Annotated in this window: 26 protein-coding genes; 14 read left to right on the top strand and 12 right to left on the bottom strand. The window is 68.0% G+C overall.

Translation table 11 applies throughout. From position 1 onward, the window contains the following. Positions 1-13: 13 nt before the first annotated feature. On the bottom strand, positions 14-796 hold the full coding sequence (gene hisN, locus N802_RS02580; RefSeq protein WP_052109353.1) for a histidinol-phosphatase: 783 nt from the start codon (positions 794-796) through the stop codon (positions 14-16). A gap of 197 nt (positions 797-993) precedes the next feature. Between hisN and N802_RS02575 the strand changes: the two genes are divergently transcribed. The 5 genes from N802_RS02575 (at position 994) to N802_RS02555 (ending at position 7,037) form a co-directional block, all read left to right on the top strand. After that, a complete protein-coding gene (locus N802_RS02575; RefSeq protein WP_035911563.1) occupies positions 994-2,646 on the top strand; it encodes a peptide ABC transporter substrate-binding protein in 1,653 nt (550 codons plus the stop codon). A gap of 278 nt (positions 2,647-2,924) precedes the next feature. Next, positions 2,925-3,854, top strand: a complete 930-nt coding sequence (locus N802_RS02570) for an ABC transporter permease (RefSeq protein WP_035911560.1) — start codon at positions 2,925-2,927, stop codon at positions 3,852-3,854. Then, positions 3,847-4,770, top strand: coding sequence for an ABC transporter permease (locus N802_RS02565; RefSeq protein ID WP_052109323.1), 924 nt, complete (start codon positions 3,847-3,849; stop codon positions 4,768-4,770). Before N802_RS02570 ends, N802_RS02565 begins: the two co-directional genes overlap by 8 nt. Positions 4,771-4,786: 16 nt before the next feature. Next, positions 4,787-5,818: an ABC transporter ATP-binding protein gene (locus N802_RS02560; protein ID WP_156971244.1), complete on the top strand. Its 1,032-nt coding sequence runs from the start codon at positions 4,787-4,789 to the stop codon at positions 5,816-5,818. Then, entirely contained in the window at positions 5,811-7,037 is a 1,227-nt protein-coding gene (locus N802_RS02555; protein WP_035911558.1) for an ABC transporter ATP-binding protein, read from the top strand. Before N802_RS02560 ends, N802_RS02555 begins: the two co-directional genes overlap by 8 nt. A 125-nt stretch (positions 7,038-7,162) precedes the next feature. On the opposite strand, the gene rsgA is transcribed toward N802_RS02555, so the two are convergent. From rsgA to N802_RS02540, 3 genes are read right to left on the bottom strand one after another with little or no spacing between them, the layout of a single operon-like run. Beyond that, the gene (gene rsgA / locus N802_RS02550; RefSeq protein WP_035911556.1) at positions 7,163-8,194 is read right to left on the bottom strand and encodes a ribosome small subunit-dependent GTPase A; all 1,032 of its coding nucleotides are present in this window, start codon (positions 8,192-8,194) and stop codon (positions 7,163-7,165) included. After that, positions 8,194-9,492 carry a 3-phosphoshikimate 1-carboxyvinyltransferase gene (gene aroA, locus N802_RS02545; protein WP_035911553.1) on the bottom strand — a complete coding sequence of 433 codons (1,299 nt, stop codon included), beginning with the start codon at positions 9,490-9,492 and terminating at the stop codon, positions 8,194-8,196. The genes rsgA and aroA overlap by 1 nt, the downstream gene beginning before the upstream one ends. Further along, a complete protein-coding gene (locus N802_RS02540; RefSeq protein WP_035911550.1) occupies positions 9,479-10,018 on the bottom strand; it encodes a DoxX family protein in 540 nt (179 codons plus the stop codon). Before N802_RS02540 ends, aroA begins: the two co-directional genes overlap by 14 nt. Before the next feature lie 128 nt (positions 10,019-10,146). On the opposite strand from N802_RS02540, the gene N802_RS02535 reads away from it, so the two are divergent. Together N802_RS02535 and N802_RS02530 are read left to right on the top strand one after the other, a co-directional pair. Next, positions 10,147-10,989 carry an SOS response-associated peptidase gene (locus tag N802_RS02535; RefSeq protein WP_035911546.1) on the top strand — a complete coding sequence of 281 codons (843 nt, stop codon included), beginning with the start codon at positions 10,147-10,149 and terminating at the stop codon, positions 10,987-10,989. Beyond that, positions 10,986-11,618 carry an alpha/beta hydrolase family protein gene (locus N802_RS02530; RefSeq protein WP_035911544.1) on the top strand — a complete coding sequence of 211 codons (633 nt, stop codon included), beginning with the start codon at positions 10,986-10,988 and terminating at the stop codon, positions 11,616-11,618. The genes N802_RS02535 and N802_RS02530 overlap by 4 nt, the downstream gene beginning before the upstream one ends. A 4-nt stretch (positions 11,619-11,622) precedes the next feature. On the opposite strand, the gene N802_RS02525 is transcribed toward N802_RS02530, so the two are convergent. After that, entirely contained in the window at positions 11,623-12,162 is a 540-nt protein-coding gene (locus N802_RS02525) for a ferritin (protein WP_035911541.1), read from the bottom strand. A 158-nt stretch (positions 12,163-12,320) separates the two neighbouring features. On the opposite strand from N802_RS02525, the gene N802_RS02520 reads away from it, so the two are divergent. Further along, entirely contained in the window at positions 12,321-12,944 is a 624-nt protein-coding gene (locus N802_RS02520) for a sigma-70 family RNA polymerase sigma factor (protein ID WP_035911539.1), read from the top strand. Then, complete coding sequence (rsrA, locus tag N802_RS02515; protein WP_052109322.1) at positions 12,941-13,225, top strand: mycothiol system anti-sigma-R factor; 285 nt, start codon at positions 12,941-12,943, stop codon at positions 13,223-13,225. The genes N802_RS02520 and rsrA overlap by 4 nt, the downstream gene beginning before the upstream one ends. A 73-nt stretch (positions 13,226-13,298) precedes the next feature. Here the strand turns inward: rsrA and N802_RS21095 are convergent, their stop codons facing one another. After that, positions 13,299-13,373, bottom strand: coding sequence for a 50S ribosomal protein bL37 (locus tag N802_RS21095; RefSeq protein ID WP_009775747.1), 75 nt, complete (start codon positions 13,371-13,373; stop codon positions 13,299-13,301). Between the two features lie 167 nt (positions 13,374-13,540). Between N802_RS21095 and N802_RS20420 the strand changes: the two genes are divergently transcribed. Genes N802_RS20420 through N802_RS02500 form a run of 3 tightly spaced genes read left to right on the top strand, consistent with a single transcriptional unit; the run spans position 13,541 to position 16,285 of the window. Continuing rightward, entirely contained in the window at positions 13,541-13,720 is a 180-nt protein-coding gene (locus N802_RS20420; RefSeq protein WP_035911537.1) for a hypothetical protein, read from the top strand. A 22-nt stretch (positions 13,721-13,742) separates the two neighbouring features. After that, positions 13,743-14,990 (top strand): HD-GYP domain-containing protein, encoded by a 1,248-nt coding sequence (locus tag N802_RS02505; protein ID WP_035911535.1) that lies wholly within the window; start codon positions 13,743-13,745, stop codon positions 14,988-14,990. Positions 14,991-15,007: 17 nt separating this feature from the next. Further along, positions 15,008-16,285 (top strand): HD-GYP domain-containing protein, encoded by a 1,278-nt coding sequence (locus N802_RS02500; RefSeq protein WP_052109321.1) that lies wholly within the window; start codon positions 15,008-15,010, stop codon positions 16,283-16,285. A 90-nt stretch (positions 16,286-16,375) separates the two neighbouring features. Here N802_RS02500 and sodN read toward each other — a convergent pair whose 3' ends face one another. Beyond that, positions 16,376-16,777: a superoxide dismutase, Ni gene (gene sodN, locus N802_RS02495; protein WP_211254324.1), complete on the bottom strand. Its 402-nt coding sequence runs from the start codon at positions 16,775-16,777 to the stop codon at positions 16,376-16,378. A gap of 64 nt (positions 16,778-16,841) precedes the next feature. Continuing rightward, on the bottom strand, positions 16,842-17,201 hold the full coding sequence (locus N802_RS02490; RefSeq protein ID WP_211254323.1) for a S24/S26 family peptidase: 360 nt from the start codon (positions 17,199-17,201) through the stop codon (positions 16,842-16,844). Positions 17,202-17,374: 173 nt separating this feature from the next. On the opposite strand from N802_RS02490, the gene N802_RS02485 reads away from it, so the two are divergent. Beyond that, positions 17,375-18,532, top strand: a complete 1,158-nt coding sequence (locus tag N802_RS02485; protein WP_035911528.1) for an NAD(P)-dependent malic enzyme — start codon at positions 17,375-17,377, stop codon at positions 18,530-18,532. A 56-nt stretch (positions 18,533-18,588) separates the two neighbouring features. Here the strand turns inward: N802_RS02485 and mmuM are convergent, their stop codons facing one another. Next, positions 18,589-19,473 carry a homocysteine S-methyltransferase gene (mmuM, locus tag N802_RS02480; protein WP_035911527.1) on the bottom strand — a complete coding sequence of 295 codons (885 nt, stop codon included), beginning with the start codon at positions 19,471-19,473 and terminating at the stop codon, positions 18,589-18,591. 48 nt (positions 19,474-19,521) lie between these two features. On the opposite strand from mmuM, the gene N802_RS02475 reads away from it, so the two are divergent. After that, positions 19,522-20,490, top strand: a complete 969-nt coding sequence (locus N802_RS02475; protein ID WP_035911524.1) for a zinc-binding dehydrogenase — start codon at positions 19,522-19,524, stop codon at positions 20,488-20,490. A gap of 8 nt (positions 20,491-20,498) precedes the next feature. Here the strand turns inward: N802_RS02475 and N802_RS02470 are convergent, their stop codons facing one another. From N802_RS02470 to N802_RS02465, 3 genes are all read right to left on the bottom strand, one after another. Beyond that, a complete protein-coding gene (locus N802_RS02470) occupies positions 20,499-21,185 on the bottom strand; it encodes a GDSL-type esterase/lipase family protein (protein ID WP_035911523.1) in 687 nt (228 codons plus the stop codon). Positions 21,186-21,188: 3 nt separating this feature from the next. Further along, complete coding sequence (locus tag N802_RS20415) at positions 21,189-21,365, bottom strand: DUF6104 family protein (protein WP_169743381.1); 177 nt, start codon at positions 21,363-21,365, stop codon at positions 21,189-21,191. Positions 21,366-21,450: 85 nt separating this feature from the next. Then, positions 21,451-25,341: a multifunctional oxoglutarate decarboxylase/oxoglutarate dehydrogenase thiamine pyrophosphate-binding subunit/dihydrolipoyllysine-residue succinyltransferase subunit gene (locus tag N802_RS02465; RefSeq protein ID WP_035911520.1), complete on the bottom strand. Its 3,891-nt coding sequence runs from the start codon at positions 25,339-25,341 to the stop codon at positions 21,451-21,453. Positions 25,342-25,464: the final 123 nt, after the last annotated feature.

Below are 25,464 nucleotides of genomic sequence, written 5' to 3'. Positions count from 1 at the left end.
AACGCCTGGCGCGTCAGAGGCCGATCCGGGCCAGCACCTCGTCGTGGAGGAGGCCGTTCGTGGCGACCGCGTTGCCGCCGAACGGGCCGTCCTCGCCCTTCAGCGACGTGAAGCGGCCGCCCGCCTCGGTGACGATGGGCGCGAGCGCCACCATGTCGTGGAGGTTGAGTTCGGGCTCGGCCGCAATGTCGACGGCGCCCTCGGCGAGGAGCATGTACGACCAGAAGTCGCCGTACGCGCGCTCGCGCCAGCAACTCCTGGCGAGGTCGAGCACGGCCTCCTGCCGGCCCACTGCCTCCCACGACGTCGCCGAACTGTAGGAGAACGACGCGTCCTCGAGCTTGGTGACCTTCGAGACGGAGATGCGCTTGGCCGAGGTGAGGCTGCGGCCGGCCCAGGCGCCACTGCCCTGGGCCGCCCACCAGCGCCGGTTGAGAGCGGGTGCTGCCACGAGGCCCAGAACCGGCTGACCTGCATCGATGAGGCCGATCAGGGTGCCCCATACGGGGACACCACGGACGAAGTTGTGGGTGCCGTCGATCGGGTCGATGACCCACTGGCGTGGCCCGTGACCGGTCGGTTCCATCTCCTCGCCGATCACTGCGTCGCGTGGCCGGGTCCGCTTGAGCTGGCTCCGCACGAGCTCCTCGGCCGCCTTGTCGGCGTCGCTGACCAGCGTGAGATCCGGCTTGGTCTCCACCTCGAGATCCTCGGCGCGGAAGCGAGAAACCGTCAGTCTCTCGACGGCGTCGGCGAGAACGTGGGCAAGTCGCAGGTCGTCGTCGTAGGTCGGCACGTCCGTCACCGTAGCCCCTCGGAAGGGTCACAATCGGGTCTCGGGTGGGTCACGCATCTCGCGCGAGTCGCAGTTGTGGTCTTTCATGGGGACCGCGTGCCTTCCCATGGGCACGCGGGGGCCACCCGACCGGGTCTGGCTCTCACTTGATGTCCGCTCAGTTTCCCTGGGACGGATCGACATGTAGGAGGACATCCATGCGAGGAACCACTCGCACGGTGGCCGTTGCCGGTATTTCGGCGGCAGCCCTGCTTCTCGCAGGCTGTGGCGGCAGCAGCGACGAGGGCACTGACACCCCGGCCGCCAAGGCTGGCGGCTCCATCACCGTCCGCGGCTGCAACCCCGAGAACCCCCTGGTCGCGGGCAACACGTCCGAGACCTGCGGTGGCAACGTGCTCGACGTCGTGACGGCCAAGCTCGTCAAGTACAACGTGGACACGGCCGCCCCCGAGATGGACATCGCAGAGTCGATCGAGACCTCGGACAACCAGAACTTCACGGTGAAGCTCAAGGCCGACTACAAGTTCCACGACGGCACCGTCGTCAAGGCCAAGAACTTCGTCGACGCGTGGAACTACACCGCGTACGGCCCCAACGCCCAGTACGGCTCCTACTTCTTCGAGCCCATCGAGGGCTACGGCGACCTGCAGTCCACCGACCCGGACGGCGAGGACGGCCCGCAGAAGGCTCCCGAGCCCAAGGCGAAGGCCATGTCCGGCCTCAAGGTCGTCGACGACACGACGTTCACGATCAAGACGACCGCCAAGGTCTCCAACCTCCGGGTCCGCCTCGGCTACACGGCCTTCTCGCCGCAGCCCGACGCCTTCTTCGCTGACCCGAAGACCTTCGGTGACAAGCCGGTCGGCGCAGGCCCCTACAAGGTCGACGCGTGGACCAAGAACGCCGAGATCAAGCTCTCCAAGTTCGCCGACTACAGCGGCGACAAGGCCGGCAACGTCGACAACATCACGTTCAAGATCTACCAGGACGCCAACGCGGCCTACGCCGACGTCCAGGCGAACCAGCTCGACGTGACCGACGAGGTCCCGTCCAGCGCGCTGATCGACGACAAGTACAAGACCGACCTGCCGGACCGCAACAACCAGCAGGCCGAGGGTGTCATCCAGACGATCACGGCTGCTCCCACCTCGGTTGACCCGAACTACGGTCCGGAGATCCGCAAGGCCATCTCCATGGCCATCAACCGTGAGGCCATCATCAAGGCCATCTTCAACGGCAGCCGCGAGGCCGCGACTGGCTGGGTCTCCCCGGTCGTCGACGGCTACAAGGCCGACGTGTGCGGCGAGGCCTGTGTCTACGACCCGGCCAAGGCGAAGGCTGCTCTCGACGCAGCCGGCGGCTTCAAGGGCGGCAAGATCACGTTGTCCTACAACGCCGACTCCTCGCACAAGGAGTGGACCGAGGCCACCTGCAACAGCATCAAGCAGGCTCTCGGTGTCGACTGTGTCGCCACCCCCGTGGTCGACTTCTCCACCTTCCGCTCGCAGATCCAGGACCGCAAGATGAAGGGCCTGTTCCGCACCGGTTGGCAGATGGACTACCCGTCGATCGAGAACTTCCTCACGCCGATCTACGGCAAGGGCGCCTCGTCCAACGACGGTGACTACAACAACCCGGCGTTCGACGCCAAGCTCGCCGAGGCCGCTGCGGCGACCGACGCTGCCGAGTCGAACAAGCTGTACCAGGAGGCCGAGGCGATCCTCGCCAAGGACATGCCGTCCATCCCGCTCTGGTACAACACCTCCACCATCGGTTGGTCCGACAAGGTCACCAACGTCAAGGTCACGCCGTTCGGTGTGCCGGACTACGCGGGTATCTCGCTGAAGTGACCCCAGCGCGTCGGGTGAGCACCTGACCCGACTCAGCAGGCTGTCGGCCTGTCGGCTCCCGCCGGCAGGCCGACAGCATGCCGGGACCTGTTCCCGGACCCAGGGGCGCCTTCGCCCCACCAGAGCTGTAGCCCGCCTCGCACCCATCAGTCGTCGGGTATGTTGCAGTTCTGGCCGGCTCACGAGGCCATATCAGACTTCACGAGACGAGCGGATGCCGTCTCGACGTCCGCCCCTCCGCCACCGCGGACCGGGCCGACCCTGACCCAGGAGGTGACATGGGCAAGTACATCGTCAGGCGTCTGTTGCAGATGATCCCAGTGATTCTGGGAGCCACCTTCATCATTTTCGCCATGGTCTTCGCCCTGCCCGGAGACCCGACCGTCGGCAAATGTGGCGAGCGGCCCTGTTCGGCGGAATACGTGGCGAAGTTCCGCGAGGAGCACAACCTCAACGACCCACTGGTCGTCCAGTACGGGAAGTACCTCGGCAAGTTCGTCCAGGGTGACCTGGGGACGAACTACTACGGCATTCCCGTCAAGGAGGACTTGGCGCAGCGCTACACGATCACGGGTCGACTGGCGCTCATGGCGATCGCCTTCGAGGCCGTCATCGGCATTCTGGCGGGCGTTCTCGCCGGTGTTCGAAAAGGCAGGTTCATAGACAACCTCGTCACTGTGAGCACACTGTTCGTGATCTCCATCCCGGTCTTCGTCATCGGGGTGTTCCTCCAGTACCTCTTCGGCATCAAGTGGGGGATCTTCCCCGCCACGGTGCCGAGTCTCGACGCACCGACCTCCTCCCTGATCCTCCCGGCCTTCGTTCTCGGATCCCTGTCCATCGCCTACGTCGCGCGCCTCACGAGGACGAACCTCGTCGAGAACCTGCGATCCGACTACGTCCGGACTGCGAAGGCCAAGGGCCTCACGAAGAACCGGGCAGTGGGCGTGCACACGCTCCGCAACTCCCTGATTCCGGTCGTCACCTTCATCGGTGCCGACTTCGGTGGCCTCCTCGGCGGTGCCATCGTGACCGAGCGCATCTTCAACATCCAAGGAGTGGGTGGCTACATCTGGCGAGGTATCAACTCGCGTGACGGTGTCGCCGTCGTCTCCACGGTGACCGTGCTCGTGATCGTGTACCTGCTCGTCAACCTGCTCGTCGACCTCCTCTACGGCGTGCTCGACCCGAGGATCAGCCATGACTGACACCATTGCCGCCACGGTTGCACCCGGGGCTGCCGGCGACGACGTCGGCGAGGCCCGCTCCCTGACTCAGGACGCGTGGCGGTCCCTGAAGAAGAACAAGATGTTCTGGATCTCCGTCGCCCTCATCGGCGTCTTCGTTCTCATGGCGATCTGGCCGTCCCTCTTCACCAGCAAGGACCCGGGATTCGGCGACATCAACAATGTCCGCGCCACGCCCAGTGCGGAGCACTGGTTCGGGACCGACACCCAGGGCTACGACATCTACGCCCGGACGATCTATGGCGCTCGGGCCTCCATCATCGTGGGCATCCTGGCCTCGCTCACGACCCTCCTCCTGGGCGGAGTCCTCGGAGTTCTCGCGGGCTTCTACGGCGGTTGGCTGGACGCGCTTCTGTCGCGCATCACTGACATCTTCTATGCCATCCCGTTGATCCTCGGCGGCATTCTCTTCATGGCGAGCTTCCCCAACGGGGCGAACTCGAACTACTTCGTCGTGGTCGGAAAAGTCGTGCTCGTCCTGACGGTGTTCGGCTGGCCCACGATCGCGCGCCTGATGCGCTCGAGTGTGCTCCAGGTCAAGCCCAACGAATACGTGCTCGCCGCTCGCGCTCTCGGAGCGAGTCCGTGGCGGATCATCCGGTCGCACATCCTGCCCAACGCGCTCGCACCCGCGATCGTCGTGGCGACGATCAACCTCGGTGTCTTCATCGTGGTGGAAGCGACCCTGTCGTTCCTCGGCATCGGGCTCACGCCGCCGGCGATCTCGTGGGGCGTGGCCATCAGCGACGCGCTGAACGCCATCCGGACCTACCCCCACATCCTTCTCTTCCCGAGTCTGTTCCTCAGCCTCGCGGTGCTGGCGTTCATCCTGCTCGGCGATGCCGTGCGTGACGCCTTCGACCCGAAGTCCCGATGAGCAGGAGAGGCAACCAGTGACCACCACCACCACATCCTCGGCACCGGTGTCGGACTACAAGCCCGACGCCGACGGCCGCCTGCTCGAAGTGGACGATCTCCACGTCGAGTTCCACACCCAAGAGGGCGTCGCCAAGGCGATCAACGGCGTGTCCTTCGACCTTCACCAGGGCGAGACGCTCGCGATCCTCGGGGAGTCCGGGTCAGGCAAGTCGGTGACCGCGCAGGCGGTCATGGGCATTCTTGACATGCCGCCGGCCGTGATCCCGTCGGGCGCCATCCGCTACTGCGGTCAGGACCTCCTCACCATGCCCGAGGAGCAGCGCCGCAAGATGCGTGGACCGGAGATCTCGATGATCTTCCAGGACGCGCTGAGCTCGCTGAACCCCACCTTCCCGGTCGGGTGGCAGATCGGCGAGATGTTCCGGCAGCACCGGGGCATGAACAAGTCCGATGCCTACGCCCAGGCTGTCCGACTCATGGAGAGGGTCGCCATCCCGGCAGCCAAGGAGCGGGTCAAGCAGTACCCGCACCAGTTCTCGGGTGGCATGCGCCAGCGCATCATGATCGCGATGGCCATCGCGCTCGACCCGGCGGTCCTCATTGCCGACGAGCCGACGACCGCTCTAGACGTCACTGTCCAGGCGCAGATCATGGCCCTTCTGGCCGAGCTCCAGGAGGAGCGTCAGATGGGGCTCATCCTCATCACGCACGACCTGGGCGTCGTTGCTGACGTTGCTGACCGCGCCGCCGTGATGTACGCCGGCCGGATCGTCGCCAAGGCTGGGATCGACGACCTGTACGCGCGCCCCGCGCACCCGTACACGCGGGGTCTCCTCGAGTCGATCCCGCGCCTGGACCAGAAGGGCCAGACGTTGGCGGCCATCGGTGGCCTTCCGCCGAACCTCACCCGCATCCCCGCCGGCTGTGCGTTCAACCCGCGTTGCCGCATGGCTCAGGACGTCTGCCGCACTGACGTCCCCGCCCTGCGGGACGTCGGTCAGCAGAAGTCCGCCTGCCACTTCGCCGAGGAGGTCCTCAATGGCTGACGTCATCCTCAAGGCTGACGACCTGTTCAAGCACTACCCGATCAAGGGTGGTGTGCTGCGTCGCACCGTCGGTCACGTCAGGGCCGTCGACGGCGTCTCGTTCGAACTGAACCGTGGTGAGACCCTCGGCATCGTGGGTGAGTCCGGTTGTGGCAAGTCCACGCTCGGTCGCGTCCTCATGCGTCTCGAGGAGCCGACGTCGGGCACCGTGAACTTCGACGGTGTCGACATGTTCTCGCAGAGCGGCTCGACGATGCGCAAGCTTCGCCGTGACATCCAGATCGTGTTCCAGGACCCCTACACGTCGCTCAACCCTCGCAAGACGGTCGGCGACATCATCGCTGAGCCGTTCGAGATCCACCCGGACGTCGTGCCCAAGGGTGGGCGCAAGAAGGCCGTTCAGGAACTCCTCGAGATGGTCGGGCTCAACCCGGAGCACATCAACCGCTATCCCCACCAGTTCTCGGGTGGTCAGCGTCAGCGCATCGGCATCGCCCGGGGTATCGCGCTGCGGCCCAAGGTCCTCATCTGCGACGAGCCGGTTTCCGCGCTCGACGTGTCGGTGCAGGCCCAGGTCATCAACCTCATGGAGAAGCTGCAGGACGAGCTCGGTCTGTCCTACATCTTCATCGCGCACGACCTCTCCGTCGTCCGGCACATCTCCGACCGCGTCGGTGTCATGTACCTCGGGCGCATGGTGGAGCTCGGCACCGAGGAAGAGATCTACCAGCGTCCGACCCACCCCTACACGCAGGCCCTGCTTTCGGCGGTTCCGGTCCCGGACCCGACCATGCGCGGCAAGCGTGAGCAGATCGTCCTCACCGGTGACGTGCCGTCCCCGGCGAACCCGCCGTCGGGCTGCCGTTTCCACACGCGCTGCTTCAAGGCGCAGGACCGCTGCAAGGTGGACGACCCGGAGCTGATCGCACGACCCGACGGGGTGGCAGAGCACCGTTCGGCCTGCCTCTTCGCCGAGCCGCGTGTCATCGTCGAGACGACGGACGTCACCGACGTGGAGCACGACTCTCGGTTCGCAACCACTGAGGTCGTCGACTTCGACGACTTCGCCGACGACAGCGGCCTCATGCCGGCCGATGCCTTCGCGACGGCGGATCGCTCGCAGTCGGTGGACGAGACCGAAGGTCCGCTGGACCGGCCGAGCAACACGCACGGTCCGGTTGACGACGAACCGCTCGAGAAGCGCGGTCCGCGCGTCTGACGCTGGGTCCCAGCTCCCTCGCGGGGAGATGATTGAGGGTCCGGAGGGAACATCCCCTCCGGACCCTCAGCGTTTCGTCAGGGGGAGCAAAAGGGTTGTGCCCCAAGGGAACCCGTGAGCTGGGATCAGTCTCCGGACTGGGTGTGGCGGGTGCGCAGCAGGCGACGCAGTGACTCGAGTCGGGACGTCCCGGCGGGGCCGGCGTGCCCCTCGGCCACCCAGGTGTCGAGCGCGCACTCCTCCTCGTCGTGGGAGCAGCCGCGCGGGCACTCGTCTGTGCCCGCTTCGAGGTCGGGGAAGTGCGTGATGATGCGCTCCGGGTCGACATGGGCGAGCCCGAACGAGCGGATGCCCGGGGTGTCGATGACCCACCCGTCGCCGTCCGGGAGCCGGAGGGCGACGGCTGACGTGCTCGTGTGCCGTCCTCGCCCGGTGACGTCGTTGACGACACCCGTCGCGCGGTAGGCGCCCGGAACGAGCGCGTTGACCAGGGTGGATTTGCCGACGCCCGAGTGGCCCACAAGGACACTCACGCGCCCGTGCAGGGCGTCCCGCACAGCATCGAGGCCGTCGGTGCCATCGGCGTCGGTGGTGGCCGTGATGACCGCCGGTACTTCGAGCGGCGCGTAGTTCTCGAGAAACGGAGCCGGGTCGGCGAGGTCGGCCTTGGTCAGGGCGAGCAGCGGATCCATGCCGGCGTCGTAGGCCGCGACGAGGCAGCGATCGATGAGTCGCGGCCTGGGTTCGGGGTTGGCCAGGGCCGAGACAACGACGAGCTGGTCGGCGTTGGCGACAATGACCCGCTCGACGGGGTCGGTGTCGTCGGCCGTGCGGCGCAGCAGGGTTCTGCGGGTCTCGACTCGCACGATGCGCGCCAGAGCGTCGGGGCTGCCGGTGACGTCGCCCACGAGCGCCACGTCGTCGCCGACGACGATGCCCTTGCGGCCCAGTTCACGAGCGCGCATCGCGAGCACCACGCGCTCGTTGTCGGTCCCGAGCCCGACGATTACGGTGTAGCGACCGCGATCGACTCCGGTGACCATCGCCGGGACGGCGTCGAGGTGCGCGGGGCGGTCCTTGGAGCGCGGACGACTTCCCCGCTTGTTGGGCCGAATCCGAACGTCGGACTCGTCGTAGTCGCTCGCGGATCGCGCCATCAGGCGGAGCGTCCTTCGGCGGCTCGTTCACCGAGCATGTCTGCCCACAGCCGAGTGAACGTCGGGAGGGTCTTGGCGACCGTCCCGGGATCCTCGATGACCACGCCGGGGACGGCCAGACCGATGAGGGCACCGGCCATGACCATCCGGTGGTCGGCGTAGGTGTGGAACACCGTGGGGGAGAGGGGCCGGGGGATGATGTGCAGGCCGTCCTCGGTCTCGGTGACGTCCGCGCCCAGCGCTCCCAACTCTTGAGCCAGTGCGGCAAGCCGATCCGTTTCGTGACCACGGATGTGGGCCACGCCGCGGATGATGGTCGGTCCCTCCGCCAGCGCGGCCAGCGCGGCGACGACGGGGGTCAGTTCGCTCGCATCGTGGAGGTCGAGGTCCACCCCACTGAACCCGTCCGGCGCGCTCACGGTCAGCCCGTCGCGTGCCAGGTGGACGTCGGCACCCATCTCGTCCAGGACGTCGCGGATGTCGTCGCCGGCCTGTGTCGTGTGCTGCGGCCACCCGGGCACGGTCACCCGACCCTTGGTGACGAGAGCGGCCGCAAGGAAGGGCGCCGCGTTGGAGAGGTCGGGCTCGACCTGGACGTCGAGAGGGTTGAGTGGGCCTGGCTCGACGCGCCAGGTGTTGGCGTCGGAGTCGTCGACGTCCGCTCCGGCGTCGCGGAGGGCTTCGACGGTCATCTCGATGTGGGGCTGGCTGGGAACGGGCTTGCCGTCGTGGTGGATCGTCACACCGTCGTCGTAGTGGGCTCCCGAGAGCAGGAGAGCCGAGATGAACTGCGATGACGCGGACGCGTCGATGGTCACGGAGCCGCCGCGCACGCGCCCGGTGCCGCGGATTGTGAACGGCAGGGCTCCCCGACCGTCGTCGTCGATGTCGACGCCGAGGGTCCGCAGCGCGGCCAGCGCGGGCCCCATCGGTCGGGTGCGAGCATGTGGGTCGCCGTCGAAGTGGACGGCGCCACGGGCCATGGCCGCCAGCGGTGGCACGAACCTCATGACCGTGCCGGCGAGGCCGCAGTCGATCGAGGCCTCTCCGGAGATCTCACCCGGGGTCACCAGCCAGTCGTCGCCGTCGACGTCTTCGACGTGGGCACCCAAGCGGCGCAGGGCTTCTGCCATGAGCAGCGTGTCCCGCGAACGCAGGGGAGCGCGAAGTCGCGAGACCCCACCCGCTCGCGCCGCGAGGACGAGGAACCGGTTGGTCAGGGACTTGCTGCCGGGGAGGGCGACGGTGGCGTCGATGGGCCTGTCAGCAGCGGGGGAAGTCCAGTCAGCTGAGAGCATTCTGTGCCTGGGCCGCCTTCAGTCGGGCCTCACGGCGTGCTGCCTTGGCCGCGTGGCGCGCTTCGCGCTTGGTGGTGTGCACCGTCCGCTGGGCGCTCTCGCCGACCCGTCGTGCCCGCCACGCCAGGCTGGGTTTGCCGTCCGTGTCGACCGCAGCCAGGAGCAGACCGCCGAGGAGACCGAGGTTCTTGAGGAACTGGATCTTCTGTTTGGCACGTGCCTGCGGGTCGGACTCGTTCCAGAACGGGTGGGCCGCAAGCGTCGTGGGAACGAGCGTTCCGGCGAGGACCGTCGAGGCCAGTCGCGGCACGTGACCCGTGGCGAGGAGGGCTCCACCGCCCACCATCGCGACGCCGTTGGCGCGCACGAGGAGCTCGGGGTCGTCGGGCAGCCCCACCCTGGGGGCCTGGTCCAGCACCGGGCGGGCCGCCTTGGCCTTGGCTCCCGGGTGCTTGAGCTGGTCGAGACCCCCCACGACGAACATCGCGGCGAGCATGGGGCGGGCAATGCGACGCACGAGGGACATGCGTCCTCCTCACGGGTCGGAACGGATCGTGGACCTGCTCCTACCGTAGTTGGTGGGTCTCGATCCGTGTTCGTGAGTGTCAAACGGTGTCCAGGGGCGGTGTCGTCGCCGTTGCGTAGATTGGCCCCATGTGCGGGCGCTACGCGGCCACGGCCAATCCAGACGAGCTGACGCTCGAGTTCGAGGTCGACGACGACCGCACGACCGACCCTGCGCGCAGCGTCCTCGTGAACCCACAGTCACCCCCTGCGGGAACGCCGGATCACAACATGGCTCCGACCAAGCAGGCTCCCGTCGTGCTGACGCGGACTCCTCGGGGTGCAGACGGCGCCGCGCCGACCCGCCAGCTCCGGCTCCTCACCTGGGGTCTTGTCCCGAGCTGGTCGAAGGACCCAAAGTCGGGCGTGCGCATGATCAACGCCCGGTCCGAGTCGGTGCTCGAAAAGCCCGCCTACGCCAAGGCCGCGGCCCGTCGCCGCTGCCTCGTGCCTGCACGTGGCTGGTACGAGTGGCAGGTGTCACCGACTGCCACCGACCCCAAGGGCAAGCCGCTCAAGCAGCCGTTCTTCACGTCGCGTGCCGACGGCACGAGCTGCGCCTTCGGTGGGCTCTACGAGTTCTGGCGCGATCCCGCGGTCGCCGACAACGAGGACCCGGCGGCGTGGTTGACGACGTTCACCATCATCACCACGGAGGCGGAGCCGGGCCTCGACCGTATCCATGACCGGCAGCCACTCGTGCTCGACAGCTCCCAGTGGGCTGCCTGGCTCGACCCCGAGCTCACCGGCACCGAGGAGGTCGCCGAACTCCTCCAGCCGGCCGCGCCCGGGCGGTTCACCGCCTACCCGGTGTCACGCGCCGTGAGCAGCAATCGGTCCAACGGTCCGCAACTCCTCGACCCGCTGCCCGAGTCCGAGTTGCGCGGGGTCGTTGACCCCATGACCGGCGAGATCATCGGGGCGCCGGAGTGACGACACGGCGGCTCGTCGAGGTGGACACGCCCCTGGGCGCGGCGCACGCGCACGTGGTTCGTCCTGCGCGCGCCCTGGGCACGGTCGTCCTGACCCACGGCGCGAGCGGGCGCCTCACCGGGGGTGACCTCCTGGCCGTTCGCGACGGGCTGGTCGAGGCCGGCTGGGCGGTGGCCCTCGTCCAGCAGGCGTGGGGCGTTGCCGGACGACGTATGCCGCCGCGTCCCGTCCCACAGGACGAGTCCTGGCTCCCTGTGGTCCAGTCCCTGCGGAGTGGCCGCGCGCGTCTCCCGGGACCTCTCGTGCTGTCGGGCAAGAGCAACGGGGCCCGCGTGAGTTGTCGCACCGCCGCCGAACTGGGGGCTGACGGGGTGCTCTGCCTGTCCTTCCCGCTGCACCCTCCGGGCAAGCCCGACGTGTCGCGGGCGGACGAGCTCCGTCAGCCACTCGAGGCCGGCATCCCACTCCACGTCGTCCAGGGGGAGCGCGACCCGTTCGGCACACCCGGTGAGGTGCGTGCGGAACTGGGCGACCCGGCATACGTCACCGCGGTGAAGGGCGAGCACACGATCAGGGTCACCGCTCCGCTGGTGGACGCGGCGCGGACCTTCGTCGAGACGCTGGGCTAGCTCGTCAGAGAGCGCCACCGGCGGCCTCAGGGGCCGAGTTGTCGGATGCGTCGGACTGGGGCTCGCGGGCCAGGTGCTCCTCGATCTGGAACCAGTCGTCGCCCGCACGCTGCGTGATCGTCAGGAGGGAGTTCATCGACGCGACCTCCTCGACCTGCTCCTTGAGGAACCACAGCATGAACTGCTCGCTGAGCACGTCGCCCTCGGCGCGGGCCGCCCGGAAGAGCGCCTCGCACTGCTCGGTGACCTTCTTCTCCTGGGCGAGCGCGACGGCGATGGGATCGGCGGGCTTGTCGAAGGTGTTGCGGACGTCGTCGACTCCCGGAATCTCGACGTCCCAATCGCGGTCGAGCATGTAGCGGACCATCATCATCGCGTGGTTGCGCTCCTCGACGCTCTGCGCATAGAAGCGCTCGGCGAGACGGGGGAGGTCGAGGTCGTCGAACCAGATCGCGATGGCGATGTATTGCTGGCTCGCGGTGAACTCGTGACGGACCTGCTCCCCGAGGAGCTGGACGAAGGTGGAGTCGGTCGACGTGGGCATGCGGTCAAACTACACGCGGGAATGACGCGCCCACTGGCCCTGTTGGACACGGAGTCACCGGCGCCGCCTTCAGCGGTGCCCGCCGTCGTCAGAGAGGTTCGCCCGTGCTCGTGCTGCACACGACGTCCCCAGCGGAGACAGGTCTAGGCTGGAGTGCAATGACACCGCAGACGACCTCAGACGAGACCGGCGTGGACCTCGCGAACGAGACGCCAGAGCAACGACAGGCGCGCTTCGAGGCGGAGGCGTTGCCGCTCCTCGACCAGCTGTATGCCGCCGCGATGCGCACGACGCGCAACCCGGCCGATGCCGAGGACCTCCTTCAGGAGACCTATGCCAAGGCGTTCGCCGCGTTCCACCAGTTCAAGCCGGGCACCAACCTGCGCGCGTGGATGTATCGCATCCTGACGAATACCTACATCAACACGTATCGCAAGAAGCAGCGTGAACCCCAGCAGTCCGACGCCGCGGAGGTCGAGGACTACCAGCTCGTGCGTGCCGAGTCGCACACGAGTTCGGGCCTGAAGTCGGCCGAGGCCGAAGCACTCGACCACCTGCCCGACAACGAGATCAAGCGGGCGCTCCAGGAGTTGCCCGAGGATTTCCGGATGGCGGTCTATCTCGCTGACGTCGAGGGATTCGCCTACAAAGAGATCGCCGACATCATGGGCACGCCCATTGGCACCGTGATGTCACGACTCCACCGCGGTCGTCGCCAGCTCCGCGAAATGCTGACGGAGTATGCCGCCGAGCGCGGTTTCGGCAAGGAGGTCTCGTCGTGAACGACGACAACAACGTGCAGGCGCACCTGCAGGAACACGCGGACTGCTCCGAGGTCCTGCACCGCATCTACGAGTACCTCGACGGTGAGCTCCAGCCGAGCGATGTCGCCCGGGTCGCCGAGCACCTCGAGGCGTGCGGTCCCTGCCTGCACGAGCACGACCTCGACCGCGCCGTCAAGGACGCGGTCCGCCGGTCCAGCAGCTCGGAGACCTGCCCGGACTCCCTCCGCCTCCAGGTCGTGCAGCGCATCACGATGGTGCGACTCGAACTCGACGGCTGACGCCGACTTCTGCGCACGACGAAGGGGCGACCACCTTGCGGTGGTCGCCCCTTCGTCAGTTGCTGCGCGCTGCTCAGGCGTTGGGCTTACGGCCGTGGTTGGCCTTGTTGCCCTTGCGCGAGCGGCGCTTGCGGGCGCGCTTGCTCATGGGAACTCCTCGAGATCGGGGGATGAACTGTGACCAGGTGCCCTGCACGGATGCCTAGAGCTCCACAGATCACTCGTCTCTAACATTGTCGCACAGGTTGAAACCGTGGGAGACTGGCCCGTAATCAGTCCCGGCGCCCTGGCCGGGATGAATGAAAGGTTCCCCCAATGCGCGCCATCCGACTCGCCGCCGCAACGCTTGCACTAGCGGCTCTCTCGACGTTCGTCGCCTCCACCGCCCACGCGGCCGATGAGTCCGGGACCACGGGCGGAACTGACACCACAGCCACCGGCTGGTCCTGGGCGGCTGACGGTTGGTCATGGTCGGCGCAGGGCTGGTCCTGGTAGTCACGGCCTTTCGCGACGCTCGGTGAACCAGGCTGCCGACAGCTGGGTCAGGCAGCACGGCACGACGCTCTACGTCAGTGGGGTCGTCCTTTTTTGTGGACTCTGGAGCGTCCTCGTCTACCGGCTTTACGGCTGGCCATCGGACTGGACGGGTCTGGTGGTGCTCGCGCTCCTCGGAGCGTTGACCTGGTGGCTCCCGACGAGTAGTGACGGGCGGAGTCATTTCACCGCCGACAACGTCGTCGTGCTGGCCGCGATCCCTATCGTCGGGGTGCTGGGTGCCGGCGTCGTTGGCTTGGCCATGACTGGGTTGACCACACGACGGCTACCACTGCGCCGACGCATCTTCAACATGGCCATGCATTCCATCTCCGCGATGATCGGTGGCCTCGCTTATGCGTGGGCGGGTGGCATCTTTGGTACCGCCCTCGCTGGGCTCGAAGGGGCCGGCGAATTGCTGGGCCATGTGGGATTGCCCATCGTGGTGGCCGATGTCGTCAACCTCGTCGTCAATGCCGTGCTCGTCGCAGGAGTCATCCGCATCTCCGAGGGCGTGCCCATGCGGCTTCAGCTCGTCGACATGTTCACGAGTTCGGGCCTGACGCAGTTCGCCTACGGGATCATCGCGTTCCTCGTGGTGATCATGTGGATCCCCGGTGACATGGGTCCGGTGGCCGTCCTGGTCGCGCTCGCTCCGCTCGCCGGCGCCCGGTGGGCCTTGATGCAATACGGCGAGGAGCGAGAGGCGCGCGAGCGAGCGCTCGGTGCCCTCGTGGCGGCGCTCGAGACACGAGCACCGGACCTCGAGGGCCACAGCGCGCGCGTGTCGTCACTCTCGGCCGGCATGGCCCAGGAACTCGGCCTGGGGCCGAAGGACGTGGCCGACGTGAGGATCGCGGGGCTCCTCCACGACCTCGGGCGTGTCGTCGTGGCGCCCGGAAGTGAAGGCGCCGACGTCGAGGAGGGCGTGGAGCTCCGCGGTGCCGCGATGCTGCAGGACCTCCCCTTCCTTGCAGGTGCGTCCGACGTCATGCAGCAGATGGCCCGGGCGCAGTCCGACGGGTCCACCCACACGCTCGCGGACGTCGTCAAGGTGGCCGACGACTACGACCTCCTGATGCGTGGAGACGGCATTGGCAGTGCCGAGGCACTGGCGCGTCTGCGGTCGAGGACCCCGGGTCCGGATGGCGACCGCGTCATCGCAGCGCTGGCGCGGGTGGTGCGTGGCACGGACGGTCCCGTGGGATCGAGTGCGGTGGCGCAGTCATGACTCGCCGGATGGGCAGGATGGGCAGGACGGAGGCATTCGTCCTGTCGCTGGGTGCGGCTGCGGTCGCGTGGTCCCTGTTGACGGCGATGCCCCAGCTCGCGGACGCTGCCGCGGCGCACTCCGCGATCCTCGTGGCGTTCGTGCTCGCCATTGCCGCGGGTGAGCTGTTCCGAGTGCGTATGCCGTCCGGCCGGGTTGCGGCTCCTGTCGCCACGGGCTCGGGGATTGCGTTGGCGGTGCTGGGCCCGGTGCACGGACACGCCGTGTTCGACGTGCCGACGGGGGTCGTCACGCTCGTCGCTGCGATGGGCCTGGCATTGGCCATGGGTGTGCGGGCCTTCCTGCGACGCTCGACCGAGTGGTATCTCGTGGCCGCGCGGATCGTGGGCGTGGGGATCACGGCCATCCTCATGCGGATCGGCCCCTCGGACAGCCAGGGCGTCTGGGGCTGGCAACTCGACGACGACCGGCCAGCCTGGCTGGTCGCCATCGTCATGATGGGGTCGGCTGCGGCCGGCCTCTACGCAGACGTCGTGCTCACCGGGCTGGTTCGCGCACACCGCAAGCACCTTCCTGTGCTGGCGACCTGGCGTGAGGAGCTCGAAGAGGCCCAGGCCCTGACCCTGAGCGTCGTCGCCGCGGGCCCTCTCGTCGCTTTTCTGGCACCCGTCATCGGGCTCGTTGCCCTCCCCCTGGGGCTGCTGCCCATGGTCCTCACGAACGTCGCGGTCCGCCGCTACGCCGCGAACCGGGCGACCTACAGGCAGACGATCGCGGCCCTGTCCAAGCTCACTGAGGTGGCCGGCTACACGCCCGCTGGGCACGCGTCGAGGGTGGCCGCGCGCTCAGTCAGCATCGCGCGCACGATCGGCCTGCACACCGACGAGATCCAGGACCTCGAGTACGCCGCACTGCTTCACGACCTCGGCCAAGTAGGGCTCCGCACGCCCATTCCCGACGGTGCCACGGTGATGGCTGCTCCCGACGACCAACGTCGGATCGCGAATGAAGGGGCGCGGATCGTTCGACGGACGGAGGTCCTCGATCGCGTCGCAGACCTCATGGAGCGCCAGACCACGCCGTTCCGGCACGTGCGCGAGTGGGGTGAGCAGGTCCCGATGGCGAGTCGGATCATCAAGGTCGCCAACGCGTTCGACGACTTCTCGCACGGCCGCAATGACCCGCCGTCGGTCGATGCCGCTCTGGAGCGGATCAACCTGGGACTCGGCTACGAATACGACCCCGAGGTGGTCGAGGCGCTCGTGCGCTCCGTGCGTGGCCCCGGGCGGGCCTGAGTCGAGCACCAGCCGCCGGCCGCGACTGCAGGGCATGACGAGGGCCCCGACACCGCGAGTGTCGGGGCCCTCGTCATGACCGGAGGGTGATCAGGCCTTCTTGGTCTCCTTGAAGATCGCGTCGATCTCGTCGATCTTCGCGAGGAGCTCGTCGGCCTTGGCGGCGTCGAGCTCACCCTTGGTGCCCGAAGCGCCGGCCAGCTTGGTGGCCTCGTTGATCAGCGTGTGCAGGTTCGGGTACTTCTCGAAGTGCGGCGGCTTGAAGTAGTCGGTCCACAGCACCCAGAGGTGCTCCTTGACGAGCTGGGAACGCTGCTCCTTGATGAGGATCGCGCGCGTCCGGAAGTCGGGGTCGTCGTTGTCGGCCACCTTGGCGATGATCGCCTTGATCGACTCGGCCTCGATGCGGGCCTGCGCGGGGTCGTAGACACCGCAGGGCAGGTCGCAGTGGGCACTGACGTCCGTGATGCTGAAGAGAGCGGGGAGGCGCATGAACATCCCTTTCCTTTGTGGGTTGTGGGCCGGTTCCAACCTACAACGCCGGTTGGCCCACACGTCAGGGCGTATGCCGCACAGTCACCTTTCCCGGACTCGGCCACAGGCGCGTGGTCACCACCGCCACGACGTCCGAGGGGGCCAGCGACCCGATCTCGAAGGACGACACGCCCTCGCGCGCGTTGTCGGACTCGAGCCACCACCGGTCGCGAGCTTCCGGGTCGACGCCGACGATCCGTTTGACGGAGACGGGTCGTGGCGTTCCGGACGCGTCCGCCGGAAGCTGGACGACGGCCACGACGCCCGGACGAACACGAGCGCCCCACAGGGCGAGCAGGAGGTCGCCTTCGCGCAGCGTGGGTTCCATGGACCTCCCGCGCACTCGAACGAGTCGAGGGCGGGGGACCGAGGGCAGGGGCACGGCCCCGATTGTGGCATTGAGCACGCGGCGAGCCAGAGACGCGCACGCCGGTGACGTGCGAGGATGGCCGGGCGCGGCACACCTCCCGCCCCTCGCCGTCCCGCACCAAGGACTCGGCACGTCGCACCGGTCGTCGGTCGCGCCACCATTCTTCTCGTTGGGAGTCCCCTGTCATGTCCGCGTCCCCGCTGTACTCGAGCTTTGACTTCGAGGGTCCCGTGTTTCGGGCCCACGAGGGCGGCAAGCTCGGCGTACACGCGACGCAGCCGCTCAGGGACAGGGACGACCTGAGCCTGCTCTACACGCCGGGCGTGGCTGATGTCTGCCGGGCCATCGCCGAGGACCCGAGCCTGGCGGCGCGCTACACCGCCCGTCGCAACACGGTGGCCGTCATCTCGGACGGCACCGCCGTTCTGGGACTGGGTGACATCGGACCGCTCGCGGCGATGCCCGTCATGGAGGGCAAGGCGATCCTCTTCAAGCATTTCGGCGACATCGACGCGGTGCCCGTGTGCATGGAGACCGGGAGCGTGGACGAGTTGGTCGAGGCGATTGCCCGCCTTGCGCCGTCGTACGGCGGGATCAACCTCGAGGACATCTCCGCGCCGCGATGCTTCGAGATCGAAGCGCAGCTCAAGGAGCGCCTGGACATCCCCGTTTTCCACGACGACCAGCACGGCACGGCCATCGTCGTGCTCGCCGGGCTCATCAACGCCGCCAAGGTGGTGTCGCGCTCCCTTGCCGACCTCCGCGTCGTCGTCGCAGGCGCGGGGGCCGCAGGAGTGGCCGTCACCGGACTGCTGCAGCGGGCCGGCGTGCGCGACGTCATCGTCTGCGACTCCCGCGGGATCATCTCCCCGTCCCGCACGGACCTCACGGGTCACAAGCACCGGATCGCCGCCTCGACCAACCCCCGGGGGTTGTCGGGACAGATCGGTACGGCACTGGTCGACGCAGACGTCTACATCGGCGTCTCCGGTGGCACGGTTCCCGAGGCCGAGGTCGCGCGCATGGCCAAGGACTGCATCATCTTCGCCCTCGCAAACCCCGACCCCGAGGTGCACCCGGACGTGGCCCACCGCCACGCCGCGGTCGTGGCCACGGGTCGTTCCGACTTCCCGAACCAGATCAACAACGTGCTCGCCTTCCCCGGCATCTTCCGCGGGGCGCTCGACTCCGGCGCCAGCCAGATCACCGAGGCGATGAAGATCGCCGCAGCTGAGGCCATCGCGGCCATGGTTCCTGAACCGACGGCGGACGAAATCGTGCCGAGCGTCTTCGCACCGGGCGTGGCAGACACCGTGGCCGCGGCCGTGGCGAAGCTCGCCTGACGCCCTGACCGGCCGAGTCAGCCCGCGACATCCTCACCCGGGATGCGCGGGCTGACTCACGCCGAGAGAGCGTCGGAAATCCCGCGGACCCCCTGGGCATCGATACCGCAGCAGCCCCCGATGAGGGTGGCTCCGAGATCCCGCCACTGACGGACCGTGCTCGCCGCGAATCCTGAGGACCCCTCGCTGGTCCAGGTCTTGGTGACCGCGTCGTAGACCGCGCCACCATTGGGGTAGACGACGTAGGGAACCCGCGGAGCGGCCGACGAGAGCAACTCGGCGACGTGTCGGGGTGCGGTGCAGTTGACTCCCACGGCGACCGCCGCGCCGTGCACGACATCGACAGCCTCGGCAAAGGGCGCCCCACCGGTGAGCCGTGCACCTGCCGTCGCGGAGAAGGTCACCCAATAGGGCAGGTCCGGTGCGAGTTCGTCGAGAAGTTGAACGACGACGTCGGCCTCGAGGACTTCCGGGAGCGTCTCCACGGCGACAAGATCGGGTTCAGCGGCGATGAGACGCTCGAGGCGACGGGCGTGGAAGTCGCGCAGCCGCGCCCGTCCGACATCGGGATATCCCGTGTACTCGGACCCATCGGCGAGGTGCGCGCCGAAGGGGCCCACGGACGCCGCCACGACGGCTCGCCCGTCAGCGCCATCGCGGGCGAGCCTCACCGAGGCGTCGAGATCGTGGTCGCACTGTTCTTCGGTCAGACCGGCGGAGAGGTACCCGGCGTAGCTCGCCTGATACGACGCAGTGATGACGATCGCGGCACCGGCATCGACGAAGCCGCGGTGAGCAGCCACGATCTCGCTCGGCGCGTCGTGGATCAGGCGTGCCGACCAGAGAGAGCCAGAAAGGTCGTGTCCGCGTGTCTCCAGAGCCGTGGCGAAACCTCCGTCGAGGACCACCGGGCCACTGGCGATCAGAGTGGCAATGGTCATCGCCACATCGTCGCATCGAGGCCTGAGCATCTGGGTAGGGTCCTGATCATGCTTGCCGCCTACGCCGTCTCACAGTCCCAGACCGACCCCCTGTCCGGCCTCGAGGTGGGGGAGCGGCCCGACCCGGAGCCCCGCGACGGCTGGGTCGTCGTGGACCTCAAGGCGTGCGCCCTCAACCACCACGATGTGTGGTCGCTTCGAGGGGTCGGGCTGCCCGCCGACCGGCTGCCGATGGTGCTCGGGTGCGACGGCGCCGGGATCGATCCCGAGGGCAACGAGGTTCTTGTCCACGCCGTCATCCCCTCGGACGGGTGGCAGGGTGACGAGACGCTGGACCCGCGCCGCACGCTGCTGTCCGAGCTGCACGACGGCACCCTGGCGACCAAGGTGGCAGTTCCCCGCGGCAACCTCGTGCCCAAGCCCGCTGAACTCAGCTGGGAGCAGGCGGTGTGCCTACCGACGGCGTGGCTCACGGCATACCGGATGCTTTTCACGAACGCCGGAGTGCAGCCCGGAGGCACGGTCCTCGTCCAGGGAGCGGCCGGCGGGGTGGCCACAGCCTTGATCCAGCTGGGTTCCGCTGCCGGCTATCGCATGTGGGTGACGAGCCGCGATGAGGCGAAGGGTGCGGCGGCACTCTCGCTCGGCGCCGACCGCGTCTTCGCCGCAGGTGAGCGTCTGCCCGCGCGGGTGGATGCGATCATGGAGACCGTGGGCGCCGCGACGTGGAGCCACTCGGTCAACTCCCTGAATCCGGGCGGGACCATCGTCATCTCCGGAGCGACCTCGGGCGATGCTCCCGCGAAGGCCGAGCTCACCAAGATCTTCTTCAAGCAGCTCCGCGTCATCGGGTCGACGATGGGGTCACGAGCTGAGCTTGAGCGGCTCGCGAATTTCGTTGTCGCGCAGGGCATCGACCCGGTGATCGATTCGGTGCACCCGCTCGCGAATGCGCGCGAGGGATTCGCCCGCATGGTCGACGGTCAGGTGACGGGCAAGGTCGTCTTCACGACCTGAGGTCCGGGTCAGATCTGGAGCCACTCGTTCCAGCCGTTGTGGAGCACGAGCCAGGCGATGAGGCCGTAGCCCGCCTGACCGGGGTGGTGGCCGTCGCGACTCGCGGCGAGCTCGGAACGCCACTGGTCGTGGCCGAGCAGCGGCCGGTAGCAGTCGACGAACGGCACGGATCGACGCGAGCACACGTCGGCCTGGGCTTCGACGAGGACGGCGAGCTTCTCGTTGAAGGCGGCGTCGCTGCTCGGCGGCGGGCTGACGACGAACGTCGAGACACCGCTGCTCGCGGCCTCGTCGAGGATGTTGGCGAGGTTGAGCCGGTGCCGCGCGAGCGTGACGCCCGCCGCGATGTCGTTGGCGCCCACCGAGATCACGAGCCGCTTCTCGCCGCGGTCCTTCCAGCGCGGCGGGCACTCCGTCTGCCAGCGCCCGAGGATGTCTCCGCTCGTCTGGCCGCGGACACCGAGGTTGTATGCCGTGAGCTCCAGATCCGGGTGCTGCGTGCGGCCGACGACGCGGGTCACCCACCCCTGGCCCTTGGGGTCTCCGACACCCGCAACCATGGAGGCTCCCATGAAGACCAGGGCCACGTCGCGCGGGCCGTCGGTGGGAACGGAGAATTCCGCGCTCGGGCGGAACTCGAGGTCGGCGCTGTCGTCACCCTCGGCCGAGCCGGTCACGGTGTGGTCGTTGCTCATGGCTCAGTCGTCCTCGTCGTCGAGCCGGGCCAGCCAGGTGGCCAGCCGCTCGACGGGGGTCTCGAAATCGGGGTTGAGGTCCACGAAGGTGCGCAACTGCTCGGCGAGCCAGGCGAACGTGACCTCTTCGTCGCCCCGACGCGCCTCGAGTTCTTCGATGCCTCGATCGGTGAAGTACACGTGGGAACCCTAACGCGCGGACGCGGCCCCATCCGTGAGGACAGGGCCGCGTCGCGCGGGGCAGCTCATGCTGCCCGCTGCGGGGTCAGCGGGCGAACGCCGCCGCCATGAGCTCGGCCTGCTCGGCCTGGTGCTTCTTCGTCGATCCGGTCGCCGGCGATGCGGACGGCTTGCGCGAGATGACCCGCAGAGGACGCTGCTGGCCGTGCTCGGCGAGCTCGCCCGGCAGGTTGAGCGCGAGGAAGGGCCACGCACCCTGGTTCTGCGGCTCGTCCTGGACGACGACGAGCTCTGCGCCCGGGTACTTCGCAAGCTCGGCGGCCAGCTCCTGGGCGGGCAGCGGGTAGTACTGCTCCATCCGCAGGATCGCCGTGCTCGTGTCGCCACGCTTCGCGCGCTCCGCCTCGAGCTCGTGCACGGCCTTGCCGGCCGCGAGCAGGACGCGGTCGACCGTGCCGCTCGTCGCACCCTCGCGGTCCGGGAGGATCGGCCGGAACGTGCCCGTGGTGAAGTCCTCCGGCATGCTCGACGCAGCCTTGAGACGCAACATCGACTTCGGCGTGAAGACGATCAGCGGGCGACGCGGCCGCGCATAGGCCTGACGACGCAGCAGGTGGAAGTACGACGCCGGGGTCGACGGGTAGGCCACCGTCATGTTGTCCTCGGCGCACATCTGCAGGAACCGCTCGATCCGCGAGGACGAGTGGTCCGGACCCTGGCCCTCGTAGCCGTGGGGGAGGAGGAGCACGACCGACGAGCGCTGCCCCCACTTCTGCTCGGACGAGCTGATGAACTCGTCGATGATCGTCTGCGCGCCGTTGAAGAAGTCGCCGAACTGGGCCTCCCACAGCACGAGTGCGTCGGGACGTTCGACGGAGTAGCCGTACTCGAAGCCCATCGCCGCGAACTCGGAGAGCAGCGAGTCGTAGACCCAGAACCGGCCCTGACCCTCGCCGAGGTAGAGCAGCGGGGTCCACTCCAGCGCCGTCTCCTTGTCGATGAGGACGGCGTGCCGCTGCACGAAGGTGCCACGGCGGCTGTCCTGACCCGCGAGGCGGACGGGGGTGCCGTCCTTGAGGAGCGAGCCGAACGCGAGGAGCTCACCGGTGGCCCAGTCGATGCCGCCCTGGCTGATGCTCGCGACCCGCTTCTCGAGCATCTGCTGCAGCTTCGGGTGCACGGTGAAGCCCTGCGGCGGGTTGGCGAAAACCTCGCCGATGGCCTTGAGCTCCTCGGGCGAGATGGCCGTCTCGGTCGCGGACTTGGTCGTCGCATCCGCGGTCTGGGCGGTCGGCGGCTCGAGGCCGGTGTGGCCCTCGACGTCGGTGCCCGTGTAGTTGTCGTCGGCCGCCTTGGCCGCCTCGGCGTCGGTCTGCTTGAGGGCTTCCTTGGTCTCGACGAAAACGCGCTCGAGCTGCTGCTGGTAGTCGCGCAGGGCGGCTTCGGCATCCTCGACCGTGATGTCGCCGCGACCGATGAGCGACTCCGTGTAGAGCTTGCGGACGCTGCGCTTGGCCTCGATGAGGTTGTACATGAGCGGCTGCGTCATCGACGGGTCGTCGCCCTCGTTGTGACCGCGGCGGCGGTAGCAGACCATGTCGATCACGACGTCCTTGGCGAACTCCTTGCGGAACTCGTAGGCGAGCTCGGCAACACGGACGCAGGCCTCGGGGTCGTCGCCGTTGACGTGGAAGATCGGCGCCTGGATCATCCGGGCGACATCGGTCGAGTACGTCGACGAGCGCGACGAACTCGGCGAGGTGGTGAAGCCGACCTGGTTGTTGATGACGACGTGGACCGTGCCACCAGTGCGGTAGCCGCGCAGCTGCGACAGGTTGAGCGTCTCGGCGACGACACCCTGACCCGCGAACGCGGCGTCACCGTGGAGCAGGACGGGGAGGACGGTGAAGTCCTCGCCGGCGAGGTTGAGCCGGTCCTGCTTGGCACGGACGATGCCCTCGAGGACCGGGTTGACGGCTTCGAGGTGGGACGGGTTGGCCGCGAGGTAGACCTTGGTCGTCGCACCGGACTCGGCGGTGAACTCTCCCTCCGTGCCGAGGTGGTACTTGACGTCGCCGGACCCCTGGACCGAGCGCGGGTCCTGCTTGCCCTCGAACTCGCGGAAGATCTGGCCGTAGGACTTGCCCGCGATGTTGGCGAGGACGTTGAGGCGACCGCGGTGCGGCATACCGATGCAGACCTCGTCGAGGTCGTCCTCGGCGGCACGGGACAGGACACGGTCGAGGAGCGCGATGACCGACTCGCCACCCTCGAGCGAGAAGCGCTTCTGTCCGACGAACTTCGTCTGGAGGAACGTCTCGAAGGCCTCCGCGGCGTTGAGGCGGCGCAGGATCCGCAGCTGCTCCTCACGGGTCGTCTTGGCGTAGCCGACCTCGATCTTGTTCTGGATCCACTCGCGCTGCTCGGGGTCCTGGATGTGCATGTACTCGACACCGATGGTGCGGCAGTAGCTGTCGCGCAGGATGCCGAGGATCTTGCGGAGCTTGAGGAAGGGCTCGCCGCCGAAGCCGCCGGTCGCGAAGAAGCGGTCGAGGTCCCACAGCGTCAACCCGTGGCTCGTGACATCGAGGTCCTTGTGGCTGCGCTGCTTGTATTCGAGCGGGTCGGTGTCGGCCATGAGGTGGCCGCGGACCCGGTAGGCGTGGATGAGCTCCTGGACGCGCGCCACCTTGTTGATGTCGTCGTCGTGGGAGGCGGAGATGTCCTGGACCCAGCGCACCGGCTCGTAGGGGATGCGCAGGCTCTCGAAGATCTCGTCGTAGAAGCCGCTGTCACCGAGGAGCAGCTTGTGGACGACGCCCAGGAACTCACCGGACTGTGCGCCCTGGATGATGCGGTGGTCGTAGGTGCTCGTGAGGGTGAGGATCTTGGAGACGGCGTTGCGATTGAGCGTCTCGTCGCTCGCGCCCTGCCACTCGGCCGGGTAGTCCATCGCCCCGACGCCGATGATGGCGCCCTGACCGGCCATGAGGCGCGGCACGGAGTGGACGGTGCCGATGCCACCGGGGTTGGTCAGGGAGATCGACGTCCCCTGGAAGTCCTCGACGGTGAGCTTGCCGCCGCGGGCCTTCTTGACCATCTCCTCGTAGGCGGTCCAGAAGTGTGCGAAGTCCATCGTCTCCGCGGCCTTGATCGAGGGGACGAGGAGCTGACGGGTGCCGTCCGGCTTCTCGAGGTCGATGGCGAGACCGAAGTTGACGTGGGCCGGCGTGATGAGGACCGGCTTGCCCTTCTCGTCGGTGCCGAAGCCGGTGTTCATGGCGGGCATGACACCCAGGGCCTTGACGATGGCGAAGCCGATGAGGTGCGTGAAGCTCACCTTGCCGCCGCGGGAGCGGGCGAGGTGGTTGTTGATGACGATGCGGTTGTCGACGAGGAGCTTGGCCGGGACGGCGCGAACACTCGTCGCCGTCGGCACGGTGAGGGAGGTCTCCATGTTGGTGACGACGCGGGCGCTGGCACCGCGGATCGGGGACGTCTCCGGAGCGTTCACGGCGCCCTCCGACTTCGCAGGGGCAGACTCACGGGGCTTGGGGGCCTCGGCCTGGGGCGCCGCAGCAGCAGGTGCCGGGGCCTTGGGTTCTGCAGCAGCAGGTGCCGCAGCCTTGGGTGCTGCAGCCGCAGGTGCCGCAGCCTTGGGTGCTGCAGCCTTGGGTGCTGGGGCTTCCTTCGTGACAGGAGCCGGAGCGGGCGTGGCTGCGGGGGCAGGCGCCGGAGCCGCTGGCGCGGAGGGAGCGGCGGCAGCCGGGGTGGGCGTCGCCGCGGGAGCCGACGTGCTCGAACCGTTGCCACCGCCGGGGTGCGCCGCGTTGGGGTCGTAGTCGGCGAAGAAGTCCCACCACGCCTTGTCGACCGAGTTCTTGTCCTGCTTGTACTGCTCGTAGAGCTCGTCCACCAGCCACTCGTTGGGTCCGAATGCGGTCAGGGGGTCGCTGGATGCGGACTGGTCAGGCACGGCGCATACGCCTCTTTCTGCGTGTCGATCTCGACGTTCACGTGTGCGGTCAGCCTAACCCTCCGATCGCCGTGGGCGAGCGTCGGTCCAGCAGGCTGGACGGGTGTGTCCCCGGACGAGAAC

The sequence above is a fragment of the Knoellia sinensis KCTC 19936 genome (assembly GCF_000768705.1).
Taxonomy (GTDB): domain Bacteria; phylum Actinomycetota; class Actinomycetes; order Actinomycetales; family Dermatophilaceae; genus Knoellia; species Knoellia sinensis.
The sequence above is the reverse complement of the archived record's forward strand: the minus strand, read 5'-3'. Positions and strand labels throughout refer to the sequence as shown.

Bases quoted from the DNA above. Each gene is read 5' to 3' on its own strand.
- N802_RS02575 (WP_035911563.1), top strand. From the start codon at position 994: ATGCGAGGAACCACTCGCACGGTGGCCGTTGCCGGTATTTCGGCGGCA.
- N802_RS02570 (WP_035911560.1), top strand. From the start codon at position 2,925: ATGGGCAAGTACATCGTCAGGCGTCTGTTGCAGATGATCCCAGTGATT.
- N802_RS02565 (WP_052109323.1), top strand. From the start codon at position 3,847: ATGACTGACACCATTGCCGCCACGGTTGCACCCGGGGCTGCCGGCGAC.
- N802_RS02555 (WP_035911558.1), top strand. From the start codon at position 5,811: ATGGCTGACGTCATCCTCAAGGCTGACGACCTGTTCAAGCACTACCCG.
- rsgA (WP_035911556.1), bottom strand. From the start codon at position 8,194: ATGGCGCGATCCGCGAGCGACTACGACGAGTCCGACGTTCGGATTCGG.
- aroA (WP_035911553.1), bottom strand. From the start codon at position 9,492: ATGCTCTCAGCTGACTGGACTTCCCCCGCTGCTGACAGGCCCATCGAC.
- N802_RS02540 (WP_035911550.1), bottom strand. From the start codon at position 10,018: ATGTCCCTCGTGCGTCGCATTGCCCGCCCCATGCTCGCCGCGATGTTC.
- N802_RS02535 (WP_035911546.1), top strand. From the start codon at position 10,147: ATGTGCGGGCGCTACGCGGCCACGGCCAATCCAGACGAGCTGACGCTC.
- N802_RS02525 (WP_035911541.1), bottom strand. From the start codon at position 12,162: ATGCCCACGTCGACCGACTCCACCTTCGTCCAGCTCCTCGGGGAGCAG.
- N802_RS02520 (WP_035911539.1), top strand. From the start codon at position 12,321: ATGACACCGCAGACGACCTCAGACGAGACCGGCGTGGACCTCGCGAAC.
- N802_RS20420 (WP_035911537.1), top strand. From the start codon at position 13,541: ATGCGCGCCATCCGACTCGCCGCCGCAACGCTTGCACTAGCGGCTCTC.
- N802_RS02500 (WP_052109321.1), top strand. From the start codon at position 15,008: ATGGGCAGGACGGAGGCATTCGTCCTGTCGCTGGGTGCGGCTGCGGTC.
- sodN (WP_211254324.1), bottom strand. From the start codon at position 16,777: ATGCGCCTCCCCGCTCTCTTCAGCATCACGGACGTCAGTGCCCACTGC.
- N802_RS02485 (WP_035911528.1), top strand. From the start codon at position 17,375: ATGTCCGCGTCCCCGCTGTACTCGAGCTTTGACTTCGAGGGTCCCGTG.
- mmuM (WP_035911527.1), bottom strand. From the start codon at position 19,473: ATGACCATTGCCACTCTGATCGCCAGTGGCCCGGTGGTCCTCGACGGA.
- N802_RS02475 (WP_035911524.1), top strand. From the start codon at position 19,522: ATGCTTGCCGCCTACGCCGTCTCACAGTCCCAGACCGACCCCCTGTCC.
- N802_RS02470 (WP_035911523.1), bottom strand. From the start codon at position 21,185: ATGAGCAACGACCACACCGTGACCGGCTCGGCCGAGGGTGACGACAGC.